Genomic DNA, 21,393 nt, shown 5'->3' with positions numbered 1-21,393 from the left:
ATAAGCGACAGCAACTTCGAAGAGTTGAGAGCGCGGGCAGGTCAGTCGGCGCTTCCCGTCGCAGAGTTGATGAGCCGTGAGGATCGGAACCCCCTATGAAGGGAGATAAGCCGCCCTGGGCCGCTTATCCACCGCTTTCCTGCGTGAATCTGACACAATAGGGAGTTCGCTGCCGTTACAGCACCGAATACGCGGTGCCAACGGTGCGATGGTGATCGCGATCAACCACAAGCTCACCAGCGCTTCCGACGTACTCGCGAGGCACTCTCGGCGCAATCGCGCAGAGCGGTTCGTACGGGATCGTGCCCGCGAGCTCAGCCGACTCTAGCAGCAGTCTGTCATCATAGACGACGACTGTGTCGCCCTCGCGGACGCCCGGCACTGCAGACATGTCAATCATCGTCTGGTCCATGCAAACTCGTCCGACGATCGGACACGACTGGCCGCGCACGAGAAAACTGCCTCTGTTCGAGAGCAGCCTCGCAAGCCCATCCCCGTACCCGATTGGCACCGTTGCAACACGCGTCGGTCGGCTTGTCACAAACGTCCCCCCGTACCCAATCGCGGTTCCAGCCGGCACTTCCTTCACCATCACAATCTGTGAGTACAATTTGAGAGCTTGCCGGAGCGGGACGACGGGCTTGGCGTGCAGATAGAGGGACGGCGCTACACCGTACAAGCTGATGCCGAGACGCACCATGTCAAAGTGACTTTCCGGAAGCTGCATGATGGCACCAGAATTCGCCGCGTGAAGCATAAGTCGATCCCGGTCGTTCACGCCACGATCGCCAGCCTTCGCGCCATCGCCAGCCTTCGCCAGGTCCGCAAGCGCCCTCTTTGCCGCGTCGAACATCTCCAGCGTGGCCCGAAGTTGACGCCTCGCATGGGTCAGGTCCTTCCCATCAGACTGGGCAAAGTGCGTGAACAGTCCCGTCACGTGGATCACGGAGTTTGTCGCCAGGGCTGCAATGGCCGCGCGTACTTCTTCGGGGTTGCGAACGCCAATCCGCGTCATGCCGCTGTCCAACTTGATGTGGACGTTGAGCGAGTGACCCGCGAGCGACAGCGCACCCGGCGACCGCCCTGCAAGCAAAGCAGCGTCAGTCGGTTGCCCAACGTACCCACCCCGCCCAACGGAAACTGCGGACTCAGCGCCATCCACAGCTGCAACCGACCGAGCTAGTCCCTCCGCGTGTGCCACGGAAGCCACCGTCAGCGTGATGTTCTGCGCCATCGCGACGTTGGCAGCGTCAGGGGAGACATAGCCGAGTACGAGTACAGGCACCGTGATCCCGCTTTGCCTTAGTTCCAGCGCCTCACCGAGCGTGGCGACGCCAAGCCACGTTGCGCCAGCCGCGATGGCAGCCTTGGCGACAGGCACGGCGCCGTGACCGTACCCGTTTGCCTTGACGACCGCCATGACTTCAACGCGCGGACCGACATGCTGCTTCACCGATTTGACGTTGAACGTAATGGCGTCGAGATCGACTTCAGCCCACGTACCGCGATAGAGCGATGCTGTGCCCCTGATCAAATCCAATCCCTCCACCTCGTGGCGCTGAACTACGCCAGCACCAAGTCGTGAAAGACCAATCCCAAGGACTGAGCGACACTCTCGTGGACGACTTGCCCATTCGTGACTTGCACGCCCCGCTGCAACGCGAGGTTCTGTTGTGCGGCGTGTTCCCAACCGAGCTTTGCAATCTGCGTCGTGTACGGCAGGGTTGCGTTCACCAAGGCTACAGTCGACGTCCTTGCCACAGCGCCGGGAATGTTCGCAACCGCGTAGTGGTTGACGCCGAACACCGTGTAGATGGGATTTTCGTGTGTCGTGATGCGGTCGATGGTCTCCACGGAGCCGCCTTGGTCAATCGCGACGTCGACGATGACCGAGCCTGGTTTCATCGACTTCACCATGTCGGTGGTAATCAGTTTCGGGGCTTTTGCGCCCGGAATTAACACAGATCCAATCAACAGGTCAGCCGTCTCTGCGCTGGCAGTCAGTTCGTATGGGTTCGACGACAACGTCTGCACTTTGTTGCCGAACAGGTCGTCCAGGAACGCAAGGCGCTCGTTGCTCTTGTCGAAGATCGTGACGTGGGCACCCATGCCGACCGCGATCTTCGCGGCGTTTGTGCCAACGACTCCCCCGCCGACGATGACGACGTGCGCAGCGCGCACACCAGGTACGCCGCCGAGCAACACACCCGGGCCACCGTAGTGGTTCTCGAGGAACTGGGCGCCAATCTGAGGCGCCATCCGGCCTGCGATCTCGCTCATCGGCGCCAACAGCGGCAACGCGCCAGTCATCGCCTGCACGGTCTCGTAGCCAATCGCTGTCGTGCCCGACTGAACGAGGGCTTCCGCGAGTTCCGGCTCAGCCGCCAAGTGGAGGTAAGTAAACAGCGTCAAGTCGCGTCGGAAAAACTTGTACTCAGACTGTTGCGGCTCTTTCACTTTCACGACGAGCTCCGCCTGCCAGGCGTCTTCGTGCGTGACCATTTGCGCGCCGGCGTTCTGGAACGCCTTGTCCGAAAACCCGCACCCTACCCCCGCGCCAGACTCGACGCGAACTGTGTGGCCTTGCGCTGTCAGTGTTGCGACTCCAGCCGGTGTCAGTCCGACCCGGTTCTCATTCTGTTTGATCTCCCGTGCCACTCCGATTAACATGTGCTGCCCACCTCCTGTTTTGTGCGAACAACTCCCATGACGCGCGCTGCATTTTGCCATGAGACCTTAGCTATTTCTTCATCCGTCAGGCCGCGTTCGGATAGCCGTTGCAGCAGCTGCGGTATGTCCTCCACCCGAGCCAGTCCTTCCGTGCGCTCCGGAAACCCAAGGTCGTCCGGAAGGTAGTCCATAAAGTCAAAGCCGAGGCCAACGTGATCAATCCCGGTGAGCTCCGCCACGTACACGATGTGGTCAATGTAGCGGTCGAGCGTCGCCCTGTCCGGGTGAACAAAGCGAGCATACGAGTTGATCCCGACGACTCCCCCCCTGCGGCCAACTTCCTTGATGTGTTCGTCGCGCAAGTTGCGCGGGTGGTCGCAGAGTGCGCGCGCGTTCGAGTGGGACGCGATAACCGTGCCCTTTGCAACTGCGAGCACGTCGTTTGTGGAAGCTTCGTTCAAATGCGACAGGTCGATTACGACACCCAGGTCTTCACACAGCCGAACCACACGACCGCCGAAGTCTGTGAGCCCACCTGACTCATCCTCCACCTGTGCGGTCGGGACGGGGCCACTCGCGATCGCGTTGCGTTCTCCCCACACCAGGATGGCTTCGCGCAGGCCGACGCCAGAGAGCAAGCGCAGCGACTGACGAGCTTGCTCGTCGAGGATGGCCGCGTGACCCTCAGCCGCGCGATCCTCCATCTGAGCGGTCAGCCGAATGTCAGCGGGCCACTGTTCAACAAACGTCATCCCTTCGACGCCGAGCATCACCGCGAAGCGACCAGACGAGAGACAAGCGTCGAGCTCCTCTGCTGTTCGAACTAGCTGTACGCGCTCGGGGGATTCACCGAGATCGGCAAGCAAAGCTCCGGCCAGTTGCGTCAGCCTGGTCGCCGCAGCGTTTCGGTACTGCGGTTCCACCCACAGCGCGAACACAGCAGCGCGGACGCCGCTTGCCGCGAGTCGGTCCGCGTGACGCGTGGCAAAGACCGCCTTCTCCCCCTTTGCTCGCCAAAGAGCGATGTCGGCCGGAATGTCCGAATGCAGATCGAATACTATGTGTCCACTAGGTGCCCTGTACATCGAACCATCCCTCCGCCTCGTATTACTCTTAACGGGAGCCATTATAGAATTCAGCGATTCCAATTTCAATATCCTGCAACAAAACAAAGTAGATTTTAGCCGTATTAAAACCGCTGCCCGCTTTTCCCGCATAATGACTGATTGACAGCGCATACATGGTTAGGATAATGTAATCTAGGAACAAATCATTCAGTTTATTAAAAGTATTGAGGAAGGAGAGGACGATCCTGTGAACGGGCCAACTACACAGCAGCGAGGCTTTCAGCCGGTGATGGGACTGCGCCAGGTCTTGGCGATTGCCATCGCCGCGATCTCGCCGACTACATCGGTCTTCTTGGTTTACGGTGCAGGACTGGATTCTGCAGGCACGGGGGTTTTCTGGGCATTCATTATTGGTGGGTGTATCGCAATATCGATGGCGTTTTGCTACGCCGAACTCGGTTCGATGTTCCCCGGTGCGGGGGGCGCTTACCGGATCGTCCGACAAGCCTTAGGTAAGCAGCTTGGATTCGTCTCAGTTCTACTGTTTCTCGTACTTGGGATCGTAGTAACAGCCAGCATCTTGGTGGCGTCCGCTACCTACCTGAACTCGCTTGTCCCGGCACTCCCCGTGAACTTGGTCGCGGTGGCTATGATGATCATCGTCACCTGGTTCTCCCTGGAGCGCATCGGCGCAGCGAGTTGGGTCGCGATGGTGATGCTCGTCATCGAGCTCGCCGTGATCCTCGTGTTCATCGGTGTTTCCTTCGCCGGCGCAAGCCATCCGATTGGGTTCATTTTGCACCCTGAGACGCTGAACTCCCATGGAAAAGTAGTCGGCGTCAGCTTCGCGGCGATGATGGCAGGCGTCGTGCCCGCGCTGTTTGCGTTTAACGGCTACGACTGGCCGCTCTACTTCGCCGAAGAGGTGCACGAGCCGCGCCGCATCCTGCCGCGCGCTGTGATGATCGCGGTGTTTACCTCGGTTATCGTCGAGATCCTCGCCGTCGTGGCTTCCACCCTCGCCATCCCGAACTTTGCGACGGCGATGAAGTCAAGCGCGCCTCTGACCTACGTGGCGCAGGCCGTCACAGGGCACGTCGGGGCGACAATTCTTATTATCGGCGTCGTGATCGCGATGTTCGACACCGGCCTCAGTGGCAACCTGGCGTACGCCCGCATCTACTTCGACTCGGCGCGCAACAACAGCTGGCCTGGTCCGATCAACCAGTTCTTCCTCAGCATGAACCGCCACAACGTGCCGAAGTGGGGCTTTGTGTTCCTCGGCGTCGGCAATGCGATCCTGTGCTACTTCACGTCTCTCAACAACCTGATCACATTTACCGGCGTGATTATCGTCGTGATCTACCTGCTCATCGCCATCTCAGCGATCGTGACCCGCTTCCGCCAGCGCTCCGCAGAGCGTCCGTTCCGGATGCCAATCTGGCCGATCCCGCCCGTGATCGCGATCATCGGCGTGATCATCGCCCTGACACAGCAGGCGATGGGTGACATTGTGAAGACGGCCGTCATTATCGCAGTGGGCTTGCTGTACTGGGTCGCCTACCTGCGGTTGAAAGATTCGCGGCAGGCTGCTTCGACCGGCAACGCGACAGAGGCGTAAAGCTTCACGGAACCATGCGCGGTGCCCATCCATAGACTAAATATCGTGAGTGCCGTGCAAAGTGAGGCTGGTAAGCGCAGCCGCTTTGCACGGCATTTTTACCAGTAATGTGCTATAACGGGATCAACACAATTTTTGCACGGTACTTAGTGGAGGATATTGCAAATGTCTGAGTTTGATCACGACCGGCTGCGGGAAATCCGTCAACAAAAAGGCATGACGATCAAAGACCTGGCTGATGCCTGCTCCGTCAGCCCCAGCCTAATCAGCCAAGTGGAGCGTGGCAAGGTGACGCCAACCTTGACTGTGTTCTGGCGGATCTGCAACGCGTTGGATACACACATGCAGGACTTCTTCGAAAAGCGCGATGCGGAGGAAACGATGGTTGTGCGCCGCGGGCAGCGCAAGATCATCCAACTCCCTGACTCGCACCTGCGCTATCAACTTCTGAGCCCGAACCTGAAAGGTCAGATAGAGTTTCTACTGGTCGAGATTGATCCCGGTCAAGCCCACGACCCTGAAGGCCTCGTCACCCATGCCGGCGAGGAATGCGGATATGTACTGGAAGGGGAACTCATCGTTCGTTTAGACGACCAGGAGATTCACTTGTATGAAGGCGACAGCATCTCGTTTCAGTCCTCGACGCCGCACCGCTTCGCCAATCCAGGCGATGTCACGTCAAGGTCCATCTGGGCCATGACGCCGCCGACGTTCTAAGCTGGACATACTGGGCATCAGGGCATCAGGGGCGGTCGAGGCGGATCCTGAGGTTCGTGAGGGCCGGCTGGCCCCGGCGGTGGGAAAAATGTGGCATAATCGGTTTTTCAGCGCGACATTTTCGACATCGTCAGGACCGCAACGGTGTGCTCTGGAACCGGATAGCGACGCTGGCGTCGCTCGGCTCGAAGACAAAAACACATGTCGACGGTGAGCAGTCTGATATTCGTGGGTCGAGCCACATCTTATCTCTCCGTCTTACAAGGAGCTGCCACGAACTAATGACGGGCATTCGGTCCTATTGCCAACTAATCCACGGAATTGTGACTAGAAGCCGCCCTGCGTTCGTGATAACTAATCCTTAAATTCTTGCCGATCCCGGTGTCACTCAGGGGAAAAATGTCGCTAAGTCCCGTCCACAACTGCGTTTAGCGACATTTTCGACACTCGCCTGATCGACTATGCGGTCTGTAGGCTCTAACCCCCCCCTCAAACGAGTCTTGGGTTTCTACCCCTCTCTTATCGATGTATACAGGGTTACCATCTTGAAGTATCATCGGAAATTGGATCACCCGTTGACCTTCGTGCCACTGCTGTAATGTCCAACGTGTTAGGGTCAATCTGACTAACGAAGACAGTGTGGCAGGTGCGGATGTTTTTTGTCATGTTTAGTATCCAAGACGGCTTGACACAAATTGAACTAAGTACACGGTGATATCGGACAATGACCTCTTCACCCAGCCCAATGGAAAAGTACACAATATCAATTTGGGAATGATGATCACGTCACAGATGTGCACAATGGATACAATGGACGTCGGGATCGTGATTAGGGGGAAGGTCATATGAATTTAGGTCTAAAATGGAGCATGATTGGCGCAGGGGTGACTGTCTTGCTGCTGACTGTCCTCACACCTCATCCAAAAGCATCGGCACCAATCGCGACTAACCCATCGGCAATTACCCACCCTTTCGAGGGATATTCAGCGCCCCCTTTCACCCTCACCCAACTCTCAAACGGGCAGTCCGTTTCTCTCGCCCAGTACGCCGGTAAGCCGATATTTATCAACTTTTGGGCCTCTTGGTGTCCCCCATGTCGAGCGGAAACGCCGGACATCGTACAGGCATATCGAAAATATGGGAACAAGGTTTCATTTATCAGCGTCAATCTGACGAACCAGGACACCCTGCCTAACGTGCAAGCATTCGTAAAAAAATTCGGGATTCAGTACCCGGTGCTGCTTGATAAGACGGCCGCTGCCAGCAACTTGTACGACGTGATCGCAATCCCCACGTCGTTCTTTATCAACCGCAAAGGCTTAATTGTCGCGCGCTTCTCGGGAGCAATTCCTCATGCGGAATTAACCTCCATGCTGAACAGGATTGAAAACTCATGATTTTCACTACTTTAGAGCGAATCCCCTCACAATTCGTAGCGATATCTGTGTGTGCCGTGGCGGCGTGGGTGTTTTTGCGTCTACAGAACAAACAGCTACGCTCCACCTTGACACCAATGATTGGCGAGGTTTTAGTAGCGTACTTTATCACGGCAAGGTTCTCGGGATTACTGGTATATCCAACCGAAGTCATCCATTTGAACGTCTGGACGGTGCTCGCACAAGCCCCTGACTATGGCTGGCTGTTCGGTCTGCTTGCATCTGCTCTCCTCCTTTACAAGCGACTTCACAAAGTAGTCGCGGCGGATCAGTCTGTGCTGCATGGTTTAACCAACACCATTTTGTTCGCTACAGGCGTCTGGTTGATCGTGCGTCTCTTTGTCGATCACGCTGAGTATCTTCAGCGTGACATCATCGTTCTCTCGATCATGTGCTTGCTCCTCATCCTATCCCTGCAAAATTACAACGATGTGCGTGCGTGGATTCATTGGTTGTGGATTGTTGTGGCGGTAACATGGCTGATCACCACAACCCTGACCCCTCCGTTAGAAAGGCTCGCTGGGCTTACCGCCAATGAGTGGTTAGGTGTAGGCATCCTTCTAGCGGGATTGGGGCGTGAGGCAATGTCGGACATCAAAAAGAGGTCGGGGCATCAGCGCGAAATGTAAAGCCTTGCTCTTCGCCACACCGCGATGTCGCATGTCGTCGCATGTCGTCGCATGTCGTCGCATGTCGTCGCATGTCGTCGCATGTCGCGGGATGTCGCGGGATGCTGTCCTCCAATAACAGCACACAGCCGCTTATCCGATACTTTCTCGGGCTGAGGCCGCCTAATAGGCGGCCCACAACGGCCTACAGCAGTCGGAATGGCCAAATTCAAGCCCCAAAAGAGGAAATAAGCGGCCTGAGGCCGCTTATCTACCTTCTTCCCGTCTGAAATTGAGCGAATAAGCTGTTCTGTGCCGTTACGACGCCGCTCTCTCAGGCACGACGTCGCTCTCTCAGGCACGACGCCGCTCTCTCAGGCACGACGCCGCTCTCTCGGGCACGACGCCGCTCTCTCCGTTACGACGCCGCTCTCTCCGTTACGACGCCGCTCTCTCCGTTACGACGCCGCTCTCTCCGTTACGACGCCGCTCTCTCCGTTACGACGCCGCTCCATAGGACCACGCTCCCGCCCTCTCGAACACGACGACGTCTGCGGAGGTACCACGACTGCGTGGGGTCCTAGTTCAATCCGCCATCGCGCGCGTACAGGCGGGAATGTGCTTCCCACACCTCACCAGGTCGCACCGGGATCAGCCCGATTTCGTCCGCAGCCAGCCCAGCCTTCCAGTCATTCACCGCTCGCGGAGCATCAACCACATTCACTGAGTCAACCAGATTCGCAGCATCGCCGGCGTCTGGCCCACGCATCAGATTCGGGGCGTTGACCACGTTGACCTGGGGCTCCGCGCAGAAGAACCCAGGCTGACCAGAGTGGTTCCAAAGCATCCACTGGCGGAAACGTGGCCCCACGTCGTAAACGAGCGTCACATCGGACCGCATGTCCCACAGTTCCATGCGGTTGTATCCGCCCCGCGTAAGGGCCGTGTAGTGATTGTCCATCGGCGTTGCGAACGGATACGCCCCTTCATCGCGCAGAGCTTGCTCGTACGCGGTCAGCGGCAACTTCGCGCCGGTCGGCAAGCCGCGATCGTCAAGTTCCCAGCGATCGCCGATAGAAATGCGGCAACGGTAAGCTTCGGCGCTTCCTCGTCGTTCTGCGCCTCCTGGTTCTGCGCCCTCTCGCCCGGCGCCGGCGTGCTCTGTGAACGGGGCGTTAAACGCCGTGTGGAACCCAATCAAACAAGGCATCAGGTCGTCTCCGTCGTTTCGCACCGAAATGCGTTGCGAGAGCCCAAACTCGTTCAGCCCGTACCGCAGTTCCACCGTGAAGCAAAACGGCCACTGCGCATACAAAGGGTGCGCTTCATCCACCGCCACCGACAACACCACGTAGCTCTCGCCCCGGTTGTTGCCGGAGTCCTTGACGTCCCAAGCAGTGTCGTACAAGAACCCGTGCAAGTGTGTCCCAGTCTCGGCTTCGTTCACCGGCAACTGAACCCGCTTGCCTGCGTAGGTGAACGTCCCACCGTCGTAGCGGTTCGGGGGGAAGAGAACCGGTATGCCGTACAGATACGGCTTCTGCCTAAAGTCATCCATCTCGTCCGCACCCGGCTCGTGCAAGAACATGAAGCCGCGCGCGAGGTCGCGAAAACTGACCAAGTTGGCCCCGACTTCGGGGAGCACAGTCGCCTGCAGGTGTCCCCACTGCAAAACGACGGCGCGCTCCCCGTGAAAAGTCGATTCCACTGCGTCTCCCGTCCGTGCCGTGTCTCCCGTCCGTGCCGTGTCTCCCGTCCGTGCCGTGTCTCCCGTCCGTGCCGTGTCTCCCGTCCGTGCCGTGTCTCCCGCCCGTGCTGCGTCTCCCCTCCGTGCCGCGTCCACCAGCACTCTGGCCCCCGCCATTACAGGCTCGTCAGGTACTGGTTGAAGATGGACTTCAGCATCTCCTGGCGCCCCGACTGGTTCGTTATCGGGCGCAGTGCGGCGTACTCGGCGAGTACCTTGAAATCTGTCGATCCCGCTGCAATGTCCGCGCCGACACCGCTCTTATAGCTGCCGTACCGCTGGCCGATGACGTCTTCGAGTACGCCGTCTTCGACCAGTTTCGCCGCCACCTTGAAGCCTTTGGCGAAGCTGTCAATGCCGGCGATGTGCGCGTAGAACAGGTCGTTCGCCTCAAACGAGGCGCGCCGCGTCTTCGCGTCGAAGTTCAAGCCGCCGCTGTGCAGGCCACCGTTTTGGATAATTTCGTACATCGCGAGCGTCGTGTTGTAGAGGTCCGTCGGGAACTCGTCAGTGTCCCAGCCGAGCAGCGGGTCGCCTTGGTTGGCGTCGACCGAACCGAGGACGTCGTACGTGCGGCACACCCGCAGTTCGTGCTCAAACGTGTGGCCAGCGAGCGTCGCGTGGTTCGCTTCGATGTTCAGCTTGAAGTCGCCAATCAGGTCGTATTTGTACAGGAACGCAATGGCGCTCGCTGCGTCGTAGTCGTACTGGTGCTTCGTCGGTTCTTTCGGCTTCGGCTCAATCAGGAACTGGCCGGTGTAGCCGATCTCCTTCGCGTACGCGATGGCCATGTGGTAAAAGCGCGCTAGGTTGTCGAGTTCAAGCCCCATGTCCGTGTTGAGCAGTGTCTCGTACCCTTCGCGTCCGCCCCAGAAGACGTAGTTCTCAGAGCCGAGTTCTTTGCCAATCTCGAGGCTCTTCTTCACCTGTCCAGCCGCGTACGCGAACACGTCCGCGTTCGGCGAAGTGGCGGCGCCGTGCACAAAGCGCGGGTTGCTGAACATGTTCGCCGTGTTCCACAGCAGTTTGACGGAGGATGACTTCATGTAGTCTTTGATCATCGAGACGACAACGTCGAGGTTGCGGTTCGTCTCAGTCAGCGTGTCGCCTTCCGGAGCAATGTCTCTGTCGTGGAAGGCAAAGTACTTCAGGCCGAGCTTCTCAATCAGCTCAAACGCGGCTTCGACGCGCGCCTTGGCTAAATCCATGCCGGAGTAACCATTCCACGGGCGCTGCATTGTCGCGACGCCAAACGGGTCCGTGCCGTCTGCGACGAGCGTGTGCCAGTACGCGACCGAGAAGCGCAGGTAGTCCTCCATCCGCTGGCCAAGGACAATTTCATCCGGATTGTAGTACTTGTATGCGAGCGGATTTTTCGAATCCGGGCCTTCAAACTGAATCTTGTCGACGCCCTCAAAGTATGTCATGATTCATCTCCTCCTCCGGTTAGAAAGCCTCTGTGGTGTACTCTCTGTCTTTGATGAGGGTCGGCTCACCCGTGACTTCAAACGATGAGGTGAGGCGAATGTCCTCGGATGAACTCCCGACCATCACCTCAAACACGCCCGGTTCAACGACGTAGTTCAGGTCCACGTTGTGGAACCCAAGCGACGAGATTGGCAGCACGAACGTCACGGTCCTTGTCTCGCCAGCCGCGAGCGCTACGCGCCGGAACCCTTTCAACTCCTTCACCGGCCGCGTCACACTGGCGTACGGGTCGTGCACGTACAACTGCACAACCTCTTCGCCCGCGACAGCGCCCGTGTTGGTGACGTCGACCTGAATCGTTACACGGCCGTCGACCGGCGCGGGAGCGTCCGAGACGACCAGGTTGGAATACGCGAACTCTGTGTAGCTGAGGCCGTAGCCGAACGGGTAGAGCGGCTTTGCGCTCATCTCCACGTAGTCGCCCTTCCAGTGCGAACGTCCGCCGGACGGCTTGTGGTTGTAGTAGACCGGCACTTGTCCGACCGACCGCGGCACCGACATCGGCAGGCGTCCGCCCGGGTTGTAGTCACCAAACAGCACATCCGCAATTGCGGCGGCGCCCTCTTCGCCAGGCAGCCACGCTTCGAGAATTGCCGGCACGTAGTCGTTCAGCCAGTTAATCGAGAGCGGTCGGCCGTTCGCGAGCACTGCGACGACCGGGGTGCCCGTCGCGTGCACGGCGCGAACCAGTTCCTCCTGCAGGCCCGGCAAATCGAGGCTTGCTCGGTCGAGCGACTCACCGGACGAACAGCCGTCGATAAGGCCCGCCTTGTCTCCGACGACAAGAATCGTGACATCCGCCGCTTTCGCGACGGCAACCGCCTCGTCGATGCCAGCCTGCGATCCCGTTAGCGTCTGTGTGCCTTGCGCGAACACGACGCGCGTCTCTGGCGACACCTTGTCGCGGATGGCTTCAAGCACAGTGCGCATCGCGACGAAGTTTAAGTCGAGCTCGATTTTTTCCGGCACCGCCGTGTTAAACGTGTTCGTCATGTCCTGCAGCGTTTCGATGTGGCACGGGTACGCGTAGTCGCCGAGCAGGTGGCGGACGCTGTGTGCATTCGGGCCGATCACGGCGATCGTCCCCACGTCCTTTTGCAGCGGCAGCATGTTGCCTTCGTTTTTCAAGAGTACGATGGACTGCTGCGCAATTGTCCGCGCCAGAGCGCGCTGCTCCTGGTTGTCGAACACCAGGGCGACCTGCGACTCGTCCACGTACGGGTGTTCAAACAGCCCCATGCGGAACTTCGCAGTGAGCACGCGCCGTACAGCCGCGTCGACGAGCTCCATATCAATCAGGCCCCGCTCCATCAACTCGACGAGCGCTGCGCCGTAGCAGTCGATGCTCGGCAACTCTACGTCGACGCCCGTTTGCAAGGCCATGCGCGCTGCTTGCCCTTTGTCATCGGCTAGGTGGTGGTAACTGTGCAGCATGTCGACCGCAAAGTAGTCCGACACCACGATGCCGTCGAAGCCCCACTCCTTGCGCAACACGTCCGTCAGGAGTGAAGTCGAAGCGTGACATGGCACGCCGTCCAGTTCGTGGTAGCCTGGCATGATGGAGCCGAGCTTGCCCTTTCGCACAACCGCTTCAAACGGCTGCAGGAAGACGTCGCGTAGCTCACGCTCCGGGATGTGCGGCGGCGCCCAGTTCATGCCGCCCTCCGACACGCCGTAGCCGACGAAGTGTTTGCCGGTCGCGATGACACCGTCGCGCACGTCTGCAGTCTGCAGACCGCGCACGTACGACAGTCCCATCTGCGTGACCAGGTACGGGTCTTCGCCGAACGTCTCTTCGACGCGGCCCCAGCGCGCGTCGCGTGTGACGTCGAGCAGCGGCGCCAAGGCCTGGTGCGCGCCGACGGACTTCATCTGGGTGCGGATGACTTCGCCCATTTTCTCCGTCAAGTCCGGGTTCCACGTGCTCGCGACACCAATCGTCTGCGGGAACAGCGTCGCGCCTTTGGCCATATAACCGCTGCACGACTCCTCGTGCACCAAGGCCGGAATACCAAGGCGCGTCTCGTTCACGAGGTAGCGCTGGATCTCGTTGGCGACCTCCGCACCGTCCACAGGGTCGAGGCTGCTGGCCCCGCCGATCCGCGTGATCTGGCCAATCCCGTCCTTCATCCGCGCCTCTGCCTTGCTCCTCGAGAACGTCGATTTCTCCAGCACTTCGTACACCCACAAGCTACCGAGTTGCGTGCTCTTTTCCTGTGGTGTCATCAAAGACAACAAGTGTTCGACGCGCTCTTCAACGGGCCGACTCGCGTCCCGGTACAGTTCACTCATGCTTGCAACCTCCCTGCCAACCCGTTCAGGTCGTGCATCAGGTTCTTCGTCACCCGATAGCCCTCTTGGAACAAGGGGTACAGGTCGTTGTAAAAGTCCGCCCAGTCTGCGCGCGGCGGGATGCTGTTGCCAGTTCCAAGCCACGCTTGAATCGCTGCCGGGTCTTCGGACAGTGCGCCGATGCCTTGGGCTGCCAAGATGGCCGCGCCAAGCGCCGGACCGTGACTCGACTGCAAAATCTGCACAGGTTCGCCGATGACACTCGCGAACACTTCCATCCACAGCCGGCCGCTCGCGCCCCCGCCGGATGCTTTCCACCCGGACGATGTCACGCCAAGCTCCTGCATCGCTTCCCAGCAGTCGCGCAGGCTGAACGACACGCCTTCAAGGATGGCTCGGACCAGGTGCGCCGCGGTGTGCCGCCACTCGAGGCCAATCCATGCGCCGCGCGCCTGCGGGTCAAGGTGCGGACTGCGCTCGCCCATCAGGTAGGGCAAGAACAACAGCCCGTCCGCACCAGGTGCCACCGTCTCCGCCTCGTTCATGAGGAGCGTGTAGATGTCGGCGTCACAGCGCGCTGCGACCGCTTGCTCCATTTGCGCAAGCCGGTTGCGGTACCACTGTAAGGACCCGCCAGCAGCCTGCGTGACGCCCATGACGAACCAGCTGTCGCGCTGGGCGTGGCAGAAGGTGTGGAGTCTGCCAGCAGGATCACGTAAAGACTTGTCAGTGACGGCCAACACGACACCGGACGTCCCGAACACGGCTGAGACGGTGCCAGGCTCGACGATGCCAAGCCCGATGGCGCCTGCGGCTTGGTCGCCCGCGCCCGCCACGACCGGGACACCTTCCGGCAAACCGAGCAGGCGCGCCGCGGTCGCCGACAGGTGGCCCACCACTTCGTTCGACTCGTACACTGGCGGCAGCCATTCAAGTGGGATGCCAGCCGCTTCGCACATTTCCTTCGACCACGCGCGCTTCGCGACGTCGAGCATCAGCGTGCCGGATGCGTCCGACACATCCATCGCAAACGAGTCGGTCAGGCGGTAGCGGACGTAGTCTTTTGGCAGCAGGACCTTGTCGATCCGGCTGTAGAGGTCAGGCTCATGGTGCTTCATCCAGAGGATTTTCGTGATGGTAAAGTTCGGCAGCGGCGGATTTTCCGTGAGTCGAATCACAGTGTCGCGCCCAACAGCACGTTCGAGTTCCAGCGCCTCCGCGTCCGAGCGCAGGTCGCACCAGATGATGGACGGACGAATCACCCGGCCTTGTTTGTCGAGCGGCACGAGCCCGTGCATTTGTCCGGACAGGCCGATGCCTGCCACCGAAACGTCACCCGCTTGTGTCATCACGGTTTGTATGGCTGAAACAGTTGCGCTCCACCAGTCCTCCGGATGCTGTTCTGCGTAGCCCGATTTCGGCGTCATCATCTCGTAGGAAGCTGTCGCCACCGACACGATGGTGCCGTCGAGACGAACCGCAATCACTTTGGTGCCCGAGGTGCCAACGTCAATGCCTAGTACAACTCGCTGTCTGTCCATCTGTCACCTCGATCAGTCTGTCGTCGCACTGCTTACTTGCCGAACCCGGCCAGGATGCCCCTGCGCAGGTATTTGCCCGCAAAAATGTAGGCCAAGATGAGCGGCAACGCTGAGAAGATGACGACAGCCATCGTGACAGGAACGTCAATCGTGTGCTGCCCTTGGAACTGGACAATTGCAAGCGGGAGGACCTGAACGGAACGGCTTTGCGTGAGAACCAGCGGGAACAAAAAGTTGTTCCACGACTGGATGAATTCGTAGATCCCGACCGACACGAGGGCTGGCATCGCAAGCGGCGCCACCAAGTAGCGCACAATCTGAAAGTCCGTAGCACCCTCGAGTCCCATCGACTCATACAGCTCGTTCGGAATGTCGCGAACGAAGTTCACTAGAATGAGCAACGACAGCGGCAAACCGAATGCGACCATCGGCAGAATCATGCCGATGAGCGTGTCGTACAGCCCAAGCTTGTTGATCAAAATGTAAACCGGGATGATGGCGGCCTGAATCGGCAGCGCCAAGCCAACCAAAAACGCGTTAAACACCGTGCGCACCGTGCGGCTGCGCGATCGGACGATGACATATGCGAGCAACAGCGCAAACAACACAATCAAGACCACGGAAGATACGGAGACGATGGCGCTGTTCAGGAAGTAGTGAAAGAAGTCAGCCTGCAGCACCTGTGTGTAGTTGCTGAGCGTCGGGTGCGTCGGCGGCAGCCACGGCTTCCCAGTCAAATAACCGTTTTGCGTCCGGAAGCTGGTCATGACCATGTACAGCAGCGGGTACCCCGCGATAATCAGCCAGATTGTGCCAAAGGCCGTAAACGCGATGCCATGACCGGTGACTTTAGTTTTGCGCCTGGGTCTGACCTTCGCTTGTTGAACACTTGCCGTCTGTGTCCCCATCTCAGTCACGACCCCTCCATCTGGCTCTCCATCCGATTGAACCCGGTAAACTTCAGGATCAGGATGGATAGAAGCAGTCCTGCTGCCGCGAGAATGACCGCGATGACACTGCCAGCGCCAATATTCAGATTGGTGAACGCTTCCTTGTACATGTCCATCGCCAAAACTTCGGTGGAGTCACCAGGGCCACCGTTCGTCACCACGTAAATCAGGTCGAAGTAGGTGAGCGTACCGGTGAGAATGAGCACTGTCGTCGTGATAATCGTGTACTTCAACTGCGGCAGCGTGATGTGGAAGAACGATCGGATTGGGCCAGCTCCATCCAGCATGGCTGCTTCGTAGAGCGACGCCGGAATCTGCTTTGCACCGCTTTGATACAAGAGGGAGTTGAACGGAATAAACTGCCACGCAATGATGCATGCGACGACAAACATCGCCAGACTCGGGTTGCCAAGCCAGTTTTCCGTGCCGTTGCCAATGCCGATTGACTGTAGCAGAGAGTCGACGAGTCCGAACTCGGGGTCGAGGATGTACGACCACGTGATGCCGATGGCGACCGCGGAGAAGAGCAGCGGAATGAAGTACACCACGCCGTAGACAACTCGGTGCCGCTGTTTGCCGGCCATAAACACGCCAAGCACGAGACTCAGTGGATTCTGGAGAATCCAGCACAGGACCATCAGTTCGACGGTCAACCGCAGGGAGTGCAGCGCCTGCCCACTGGCAAAGGCGTGCGTCCAGTTGTAAAACCCGACCCAGGTCGCCTTCGAGACGCCGTCCCAGTTCAATCCGCTGTAGTACACAGCGACCAACATGGGCAGCAGCGCGAATACCCCGAAAAAGATGACGCCCGGCAGCATCATGACCCAGCGTTGCCAGTTCATGCGGGAGCCCAGCATTTGCGCACACTCCTTACATGTCGCTTATGGCCGGGAGAGTCCCCTCTCCCGGCTACATACTCACTTGTTGAGATACGAATTCATGTCTGACACGAACTGGCTCGTCGTCATTTGACCGACCATGAACTTGCCGAGGTCTGTATCGAGTTCATTGCCTTCTGCCGCCGGCAGCGCGGTGTCCCAAGACTGCTGGAAGTACGGAGCGTTCTTGGCCAAGTTGTAGTAGAACGTCTCATACGACGCTTCCTTAGACTGCTGCAACTGCGCACTGATGCCGTTCACCGCTGGGACGTAGCCGATGTTGAGCAAGTTCGTGATGTTCTGCTGGTTCAGGTTGTAGTTCTTCAGAAAATTAATCGCCGCTTTCTGCTGTGCAGGGGTGGCAGATGTCGGGATGGAGTAGAAGTCGCTCGGGTTGCCTGCGACGTCAGCCGGGTTGCCCTTACCGCCCGTCACCGCCGGGAATGGGAACCAGCCGAGTTGCGAAATGAAGCTGCTGTCGCTCGTCATGATGGAGCCATAGCCCCAACTGCCCATCAGCCACATGGCTGCTTTGCCGCTGTAGAGCAGGGCTGCGTCGGAACCGTCGTTCGAACCGACTGCGCTGTAGCCCGGCTCGAAGGCACCCGCCTTGACCAGTTGCTCCATATCCTTCAGTGCTTGCAAAATGACCGGATTGCTCCAAGCATTCGGCTTCCCAGCTGCGACGTTGTTGTAGGGCTGCTGACCGCCAATACGGTCGACGAGGTACTCGAAGTACATCAGGTCTGGCCAGTTGTCCTTCGCACCGAGCGAAATCGGAATCACGCCATGCGACTTAAACACCTGAATGTCAGACAACAGCTGATTCCACGTCGTCGGAGGTGTGAGGTTGTACTTTTTGAACAGCGTTTTATTGTAGAAGAAGTTCACCGGCTGCATGTTTCCAAATGGCACACCGTATACCTTGCCGTTAAAGGTGACGGACTTCATAACGGACGGCAGGTACTTGTTCTTCCACGTCGGGTCCGCATTCAACTGCGAAGTGATGTCCACCACTTTCCCAGGGGTCACGTAGTTGTACAGGCGCCCGCCTCCCCAGTTCATGAAGATAGTGGCAGCTTGGCCTGCCCCCATCGCGATTTGCAGCTTCTGGAGGTACGGATTGGATTGAAAGAACTGTGCCGTAATCGGTGTGTTCGGGTTGGCTTTGTTGTACTGCGAGACCAGCTTCTGGTCCACTTGTTCGGCCACGCCACTGTCCACGCTCCACAAAGTCAACTTAGTCGCAGCACTGCTCGAACCTGTCGAGCTGTTACCTGAGTTCGTCCCGCTTGTAGAACCACAACCAGCAACAAGTCCGGCCAACGCGAGAACGCTTACACCTGCGAACAATGCCTTGCTAGCCTTTTTCACATTATTCACCCCTGGCTCTTAAGTTTGGCTATCCAATAAACTAAAAGGAATTGTAGATCGTTTCCTTTCTGTTTACAACATCAATTTGAGAGATTCGCTGAAAACGCTCCCAACTGTTCGTCTAGCTAACTTCATCTAAGCGAACAAATCGGAAACCAAGTCGCTGACACACCTCAATCAAATCGGGCAGCGCGTCGACAATTCCCGCCACATTCCCCGCACTGTGGTGCAGGACGATGGCGCCGTTCTCCAGTGCCGGCACAACATTCGCGACAATCTGCGGCCCAGCAATCCCGGACCAGTCGAGCGAGTCCACCGTCCAGAACGCCACCTTGTAGCCGGCCTCTGAAATGGCCGCTGCTTGGACGTCTGTAAGTTCCCCGAATGGTGGCCGAAACCAGCGCGGGCGCTCGCCTGTAGCCTCTGCAATTGCATCCGATGTATTCGATACCTCTCGCAAAAGCTCGGAGACCGTAACGTCTGCAGCGTGCGGATGACTCCATGTGTGATTGGCAATCTGATGACCTTCTGCCACGATGCGCATAGCGACCAAAGGGTTCGCAGCAACCTCGGCGCCTAGGCAAAAGAACGTCGCGCAAGTCCCGTAGCGGCGCAAAATGTTGAGTACTCTCGGCGTGAACTCTGCGTCCGGCCCATCGTCGAAGGTAAGTGCGAGCACTCTCTCCGCCGTTGGCAGCATCGTCATCCCATTCGCCCGATGTTTAGCGTCCGACATAGAAAACCCCTCCCGGTCTCGTGAATGCACGTCCCTCGCAGGCCGCGTAGACGCCTGCCATTCCTCACTTTGTTTACATTAGTTTGTTTGACACTAAAACAATTACAAGTATAATTCAATGTGAGCAAACGAGAAATGACTGTATAATGAGTAATTAACACTTGTCACTTATTCGCGAGCAGATTTACACAAGTGAGATACCTCTCATCAGATGGGAACATGACATATGAGAACTGGCGACCAGACACTTATCAAGGAATTGAACAAAAATATCATTATGAACCTGATCCGCAATCAGAGTCCGATCTCCCGCGCGCAGATCTCGGTAGAAAGTGGCCTGAACAAAGCGACAGTGTCTTCCATTGTCGATGAGTTCATTCAGGAGGGCCTGGTGATTGAACTCGGCTCAGTTCGCTCAGCCGTCGGCCGCCGGCCTCGCATGCTCGGGTTTAACGCGACTGCCGGCTACGCGATTGGTGTCGAACTTGGGATTGATTACGTCCGCGTTCTTACGGTCGACTTGGCTGGACGAGTGGTCTCCAGCTATGAATCACCGCTCCCGACCACGGACGTACGCAGCGTCGTGGCTGAAATCGTCAACTGCATCAATGAAGAGGTGACGAAGACACCGCAGTCAAAACTCGGGATTATTGGCGTCGGTCTCGGCGTGCCGGGCCTCGTGGATTTTGCTTCGGGCAACGTCCTCTACGCCCCCAACCTAGGCTGGTCCGATGTACCACTGCGCGCATATTTGGAAGCGCATATCAACCTGCCTGTGTTTATCGACAACGAGGCGAACACAGGAGCGCTGGCCGAGCAGTTGTTCGGCGTCGGGACAGCGGATGAAAACGCCGTATACTTTAGTACCGGGGCTGGAATTGGCGTCGGGATCGTCCTAAATCACACACTCATCCGCGGCAGCGGCGGCACCGCCGGTGAGTTTGGGCACATGATTGTCGAAGCGCGGGGCCTGCGCTGTTCATGCGGGAGCCGCGGCTGTTTGGAAATGTACGCGTCCACACGCGCACTAGTTTCCAAGTACACCCAACTCGCCGGGGCCGCGGTGCCGTTTGACGAGATCATGCATCGGCTTGCTGTCGGCGAACAAAACGCCATCGAAGCCGTCGACAGTGTCGGCCGCTACCTCGGCATGGGAATCAGTAACGTGATTAACGGCCTGAATCCGAGCCTCGTCGTGATTGGCAATCGCCTGAGCGAGGCCGGAGAATATCTGCTCAACTCGGTGAAAGAAGTCATCCACACCGCCGCACTCGGGGTCCCAGGTTCACTGGCACGCGTCGAGCTATCTTCCCTGGGCCGAAACGCGACCGCGACTGGCGCCGCCTCCTTGGCCTTAAACGATTACTTTCAAGGGCCGTTTCCGTACGCGCACGCGGAACCGTCTCGTGCCGGAGCGCGGTAGGGGCAACGGCGAGGCGAGGGCAACGGCGAGGGCAACGGCGAGGGCAACGGCGAGGGCAACGGCGAGGGCAACGGCGAGGGCAACGGCGAGGGCAACGGCGACGCGAGGTAGGGCGCGGGGGCCGTTGCCCGGGGGCACCTCCGACACCGCATCCGACACCGGGACGGCATCCGACACCGGGACGGCATCCGACATCGGGACCGCATCCGACACCGGGACCCGCCCCCCATAACGCGCCCGCTAGCGCGTTATCCGCAAACGTTAGTGTCCTCAGAGTGCGTTAAAACCGCGTGACGGCCAATTCTGGAATCGATAACGCGCTGAAATGGCGTTATGCTGGATAAAAATAGGCGAAAACTGGGATCCGGAGATGGAATAGCGCACTTTAAGCGCACTAAAGGGTCGTATTATGTAACCTTCGCGGTGATAGCGCGCTTTGAGGTCGTTATGATCCCGATTATGTCAACATACCTTCCCCGTGAGTCGACGCACCACCCCCACCAGCCCGGTGTCACCTCCACCAGCGCCCCCGAAACCGCATCCGACACCGGGACCCGCCCCCCATAACGCGCCGCGAGCGCGTTATCCGCAAACGTTAGTGTCCTCAGAGTGCGTTAAAACCGCGTGACGGCCAATTCTGGAGTCGATAATGCGCTAAAATGACGTTATCCTGGATAAAACTAGGTGAAAACCGGGATCCGGAGATGAATAGCGCACTTTAAGCGCACTAAAGGGTCGTATTATGTAACCTTCGCGGTGATAACGCGCTTTGAGGTCCTTATGATCCCGATTATGCCAACATACCTTCACCGTGAGTCGACGCACCATCTCCACCAGCCCGGTGT

The 21,393-nt window shown here is 58.4% G+C and carries 16 protein-coding genes; 5 read left to right on the top strand and 11 right to left on the bottom strand.

The window, feature by feature from the left end:
• Positions 1 to 175: 175 nt before the first annotated feature.
• Genes alr through JC200_RS13210 form a run of 3 tightly spaced genes read right to left on the bottom strand, consistent with a single transcriptional unit; the run spans position 176 to position 3,755 of the window.
• Positions 176 to 1,540, bottom strand: a complete 1,365-nt coding sequence (gene alr / locus JC200_RS13220; protein WP_274432169.1) for an alanine racemase — start codon at positions 1,538 to 1,540, stop codon at positions 176 to 178.
• A gap of 23 nt (positions 1,541 to 1,563) precedes the next feature.
• Entirely contained in the window at positions 1,564 to 2,670 is a 1,107-nt protein-coding gene (gene ald / locus JC200_RS13215) for an alanine dehydrogenase (protein ID WP_274432168.1), read from the bottom strand.
• Positions 2,664 to 3,755 carry a dipeptidase gene (locus tag JC200_RS13210; protein WP_274432167.1) on the bottom strand — a complete coding sequence of 364 codons (1,092 nt, stop codon included), beginning with the start codon at positions 3,753 to 3,755 and terminating at the stop codon, positions 2,664 to 2,666. Before JC200_RS13210 ends, ald begins: the two co-directional genes overlap by 7 nt.
• Positions 3,756 to 3,984: 229 nt before the next feature.
• Between JC200_RS13210 and JC200_RS13205 the strand changes: the two genes are divergently transcribed.
• From JC200_RS13205 to JC200_RS13190, 4 genes are all read left to right on the top strand, one after another.
• On the top strand, positions 3,985 to 5,358 hold the full coding sequence (locus JC200_RS13205; RefSeq protein ID WP_274432166.1) for an APC family permease: 1,374 nt from the start codon (positions 3,985 to 3,987) through the stop codon (positions 5,356 to 5,358).
• 165 nt (positions 5,359 to 5,523) lie between these two features.
• The gene (locus JC200_RS13200) at positions 5,524 to 6,075 is read left to right on the top strand and encodes a helix-turn-helix domain-containing protein (protein WP_274432165.1); all 552 of its coding nucleotides are present in this window, start codon (positions 5,524 to 5,526) and stop codon (positions 6,073 to 6,075) included.
• An 845-nt stretch (positions 6,076 to 6,920) separates the two neighbouring features.
• Positions 6,921 to 7,472, top strand: coding sequence for a TlpA family protein disulfide reductase (locus JC200_RS13195; RefSeq protein WP_274432164.1), 552 nt, complete (start codon positions 6,921 to 6,923; stop codon positions 7,470 to 7,472).
• Positions 7,469 to 8,140: a hypothetical protein gene (locus tag JC200_RS13190; RefSeq protein WP_274432163.1), complete on the top strand. Its 672-nt coding sequence runs from the start codon at positions 7,469 to 7,471 to the stop codon at positions 8,138 to 8,140. Before JC200_RS13195 ends, JC200_RS13190 begins: the two co-directional genes overlap by 4 nt.
• A 559-nt stretch (positions 8,141 to 8,699) precedes the next feature.
• Here JC200_RS13190 and JC200_RS13185 read toward each other — a convergent pair.
• The 8 genes from JC200_RS13185 to JC200_RS13150 all read right to left on the bottom strand — a co-directional run bounded on the left by JC200_RS13185 (position 8,700) and on the right by JC200_RS13150 (position 19,125).
• Positions 8,700 to 9,962, bottom strand: coding sequence for an aldose 1-epimerase (locus JC200_RS13185; RefSeq protein WP_274432162.1), 1,263 nt, complete (start codon positions 9,960 to 9,962; stop codon positions 8,700 to 8,702).
• 20 nt (positions 9,963 to 9,982) lie between these two features.
• Positions 9,983 to 11,293 (bottom strand): xylose isomerase, encoded by a 1,311-nt coding sequence (xylA, locus tag JC200_RS13180; RefSeq protein WP_274432161.1) that lies wholly within the window; start codon positions 11,291 to 11,293, stop codon positions 9,983 to 9,985.
• A 19-nt stretch (positions 11,294 to 11,312) separates the two neighbouring features.
• Complete coding sequence (locus JC200_RS13175) at positions 11,313 to 13,646, bottom strand: glycoside hydrolase family 3 N-terminal domain-containing protein (RefSeq protein ID WP_274432160.1); 2,334 nt, start codon at positions 13,644 to 13,646, stop codon at positions 11,313 to 11,315.
• Positions 13,643 to 15,187 (bottom strand): xylulokinase, encoded by a 1,545-nt coding sequence (gene xylB, locus JC200_RS13170; RefSeq protein WP_274432159.1) that lies wholly within the window; start codon positions 15,185 to 15,187, stop codon positions 13,643 to 13,645. Before xylB ends, JC200_RS13175 begins: the two co-directional genes overlap by 4 nt.
• Positions 15,188 to 15,219: 32 nt before the next feature.
• Positions 15,220 to 16,095 (bottom strand): carbohydrate ABC transporter permease, encoded by an 876-nt coding sequence (locus JC200_RS13165; protein ID WP_274432158.1) that lies wholly within the window; start codon positions 16,093 to 16,095, stop codon positions 15,220 to 15,222.
• Positions 16,096 to 16,100: 5 nt separating this feature from the next.
• Entirely contained in the window at positions 16,101 to 16,994 is an 894-nt protein-coding gene (locus JC200_RS13160; RefSeq protein WP_274432157.1) for a carbohydrate ABC transporter permease, read from the bottom strand.
• A 60-nt stretch (positions 16,995 to 17,054) separates the two neighbouring features.
• Positions 17,055 to 18,389, bottom strand: coding sequence for an ABC transporter substrate-binding protein (locus tag JC200_RS13155; RefSeq protein WP_274432155.1), 1,335 nt, complete (start codon positions 18,387 to 18,389; stop codon positions 17,055 to 17,057).
• A gap of 121 nt (positions 18,390 to 18,510) precedes the next feature.
• Positions 18,511 to 19,125: a polysaccharide deacetylase family protein gene (locus JC200_RS13150; protein WP_274432154.1), complete on the bottom strand. Its 615-nt coding sequence runs from the start codon at positions 19,123 to 19,125 to the stop codon at positions 18,511 to 18,513.
• A 226-nt stretch (positions 19,126 to 19,351) separates the two neighbouring features.
• Between JC200_RS13150 and JC200_RS13145 the strand changes: the two genes are divergently transcribed.
• The gene (locus JC200_RS13145; RefSeq protein WP_274432153.1) at positions 19,352 to 20,548 is read left to right on the top strand and encodes an ROK family transcriptional regulator; all 1,197 of its coding nucleotides are present in this window, start codon (positions 19,352 to 19,354) and stop codon (positions 20,546 to 20,548) included.
• Positions 20,549 to 21,393 lie beyond the last annotated feature (845 nt).

This window comes from Alicyclobacillus sp. ALC3 (assembly GCF_028751195.1).
In the GTDB taxonomy this organism is placed as follows: Bacteria; Bacillota; Bacilli; order Alicyclobacillales; family Alicyclobacillaceae; genus Alicyclobacillus_L.
The sequence above is the reverse complement of the archived record's forward strand: the minus strand, read 5'-3'. Positions and strand labels throughout refer to the sequence as shown.